At 70.4% G+C, this 2359-nt stretch carries 2 protein-coding genes; one reads left to right on the forward strand and one right to left on the reverse strand.

Annotated features, from left to right (window positions below):
* Positions 1-149 precede the first annotated feature (149 nt).
* Positions 150-1769 (forward strand): tannase/feruloyl esterase family alpha/beta hydrolase, encoded by a 1620-nt coding sequence (locus ABNT58_RS15795; protein ID WP_348754413.1) that lies wholly within the window; start codon positions 150-152, stop codon positions 1767-1769.
* A 6-nt stretch (positions 1770-1775) separates the two neighbouring features.
* Here the strand turns inward: ABNT58_RS15795 and ABNT58_RS15800 are convergent.
* Positions 1776-2359, reverse strand: a 584-nt coding sequence (locus ABNT58_RS15800) for a TonB-dependent receptor (RefSeq protein ID WP_348754414.1), incomplete at its 5' end; no start/stop codon positions are given.

A 2359-nucleotide genomic window follows, 5' to 3' on the forward strand; every position in this document is an offset into this window, starting at 1 on the left:
GCTCGCTGCCGCCAAGCACGCGCGGTATGCGCGGCCGGCAAGCCAGCTATATCCGCGGACCGGTGTTCGCGGCATGCACCGCTCCCTACATTGCGCGCACCGGGTACCGCCCGGCGACCGACAAGTACGACAACACAGGAGCAAGGTCCATGCAGTTTTCACCCCCGCCCCGCCGGGCAGCGCCCGCGCTGCTGGCCGTCTTCACCCTGTTGACCGCCTGCGGCGGCGACGATGACGCCATGGCCGCCGCCCTGGCGCCGGACTGCACCGCGCTGCGGCAGCTGGTGCTGCCGAACACGGTGATGCTGCAGGCGCTGCGGGTGGAGGCCGGCGCCGCCTCGGCCGAGGGCGTGGCGCTGCCGGCGCACTGCCTGCTGCAGGGTGAGATCGAGCCGCGCACCGGCGTCAACGGCGTGCGCTACAGCGTGGGCTTCGAGCTGCGGCTGCCGCTGCAGTGGAACGGCCGCTTCCACTTCCAGGGCGGCGGTGGCGTGGACGGCGTGCTGCGCCCCGCCTATGGCACGCTGCGCGCAGGCGTCACGCCGGCACTGGCACAAGGCGCCGCGGTGGTGTCCAGCGACATGGGCCACACCGGCACCAGCACCCGCGACGCCAGCTTCGGTGCCGACCCGCAGGCGCGGCTGGACTGGGGCTACCAGGCCATGGACAAGGTGACGCTGCTGTCCAAGACGGTGATCGCGCGCTTCTACGGCCAGGGGCCGCGCTGGTCGTACTACATCGGCTCCTCGGGCGGCGGCCGCCAGGGGATGATGATGGCCCAGCGCTTTCCGGCGCACTTCGACGGCATCGTCTCGGGCGCGCCCATCCTGGAGCAGCACCTGGCCCAGGTGAGCTCGATGCAGATGCTGCAGGCCTTCACCGCCATCGCCCCGCGCAACGCCAGCGGCCAGCCCATCCTCAGCCGGTCGTTTTCCGACGACGACCTCAAGCTGATCGCCGCCGGCGTGCTGCGCCGCTGCGACGCGCTGGACGGCGCGGCCGACGGGCTGATCGAGGATTACCCGGCCTGCCAGTACGACGTGGCCGAGCTGCAATGCACCGGCGCCAAGGACGCCAGCTGCCTGAGCGCCCAGCAGGTGGACGCCTTCACCCGCGTGATGGCCGGGCCGCGCAACTCGGCGGGCACGCTGCTGTACCCCGGCGCCCCGTGGGACACCGGCATCGGCGAGCCGGAATGGCGCTCCGACCAGATCGGCACCGCCACGGGGCCGGTGCCCAATTCGCGCAAGTACACCAACGAATCGATCCGCATGGTGTTCATGACGCCGCCCGCCCCAGGTTTCGACTACCTGAAGTTCAACTTCGACAAGGACCCCGCCAGCATGCTGGCCTCGGCCAGCTTCAGCGCCACGAATTCGACCGACTATGCCGGCTTCAAGGCGCGCCAGGGCAAGCAGATCGTCTACATGGGCCTGTCGGACTACCTGGTGAACCCCAGCGGCGTCAACCGCTGGTACCGCGCCCTGGTGCAGGCCCAGGGCGGGGTGGAAGCCACGCGCAGCTTCGTGCGCCTGTTCAACGTGCCGGGCATGGCGCATTCGGACGGCGGGCGCTCGCTGGACATCTTCGACCCCGTCACCGCGATCCACGACTGGGTGGAAAAAGGCGTGGCGCCCGACCACCTGCGCGCCACCGGCACCAGCTTTCCCGGTCGTGAGCGACCGATCTGCGCCTGGCCTCAGATCGCGCGCTACAGCGGCAGCGGCAGCGTCGATGCGTTCAACAGCTTCGTCTGCCGCAACCCTTGAAGCGCGCTAAAGCTTCATTTCCAGCTGCAGCTGCCAGTTCAGCGCGGTGCCGGTGGTGGTGCGGGTCTGCTCGCCGGCGATGGTGCTGCTGGTCAGGTCGTCCAGCGGCGCCAGGTTGCTGGCCGACAGGCGCAGCTGCAGGCCCGGGCGCATGCGCCACAGCGCATAGGCATCGACCACCCGCTTGCGGCCCTGCGTGGCGTACTGATCTTCGGCCAGGCGGGCGTCGTAGCCCGGCGTGACGTTGAAGGTGGCGCCCAGCGTCAGCGGCCAGTCGGCCATGCGGTAGTCGGCGCCCAGGTTCATCGTGGCGGCGGGCTGCTGGTCCAGCCGGTTGTCGGGGCCGGGCACGCTTTTCACGTCGGAGCGGAACAGGCTCAGGTTGCTGCGCAGATCCACGCCCGGCGCCTGGCGCCACAGGTCGTTCAGGCGAAAGCGCGCCTCCAGCTCCACCCCGCTGCTGGTGGCGTCGCCGATGTTCTTGGGCCGCGCCACCCAGCGCGGCACGCTGGACCAGCTCACCGTCTCCAGCGTGGTGGTGGTGCGGATCAGGTCGCGGATCTGGCGGTGGAACAGGTTGACGCTGAGCA

The sequence above is a fragment of the uncultured Aquincola sp. genome (assembly GCF_964001545.1).
GTDB lineage: Bacteria > Pseudomonadota > Gammaproteobacteria > Burkholderiales > Burkholderiaceae_C > Aquincola.

Bases quoted from the DNA above. Each gene is read 5' to 3' on its own strand.
- ABNT58_RS15795 (WP_348754413.1), top strand. From the start codon at position 150: ATGCAGTTTTCACCCCCGCCCCGCCGGGCAGCGCCCGCGCTGCTGGCC.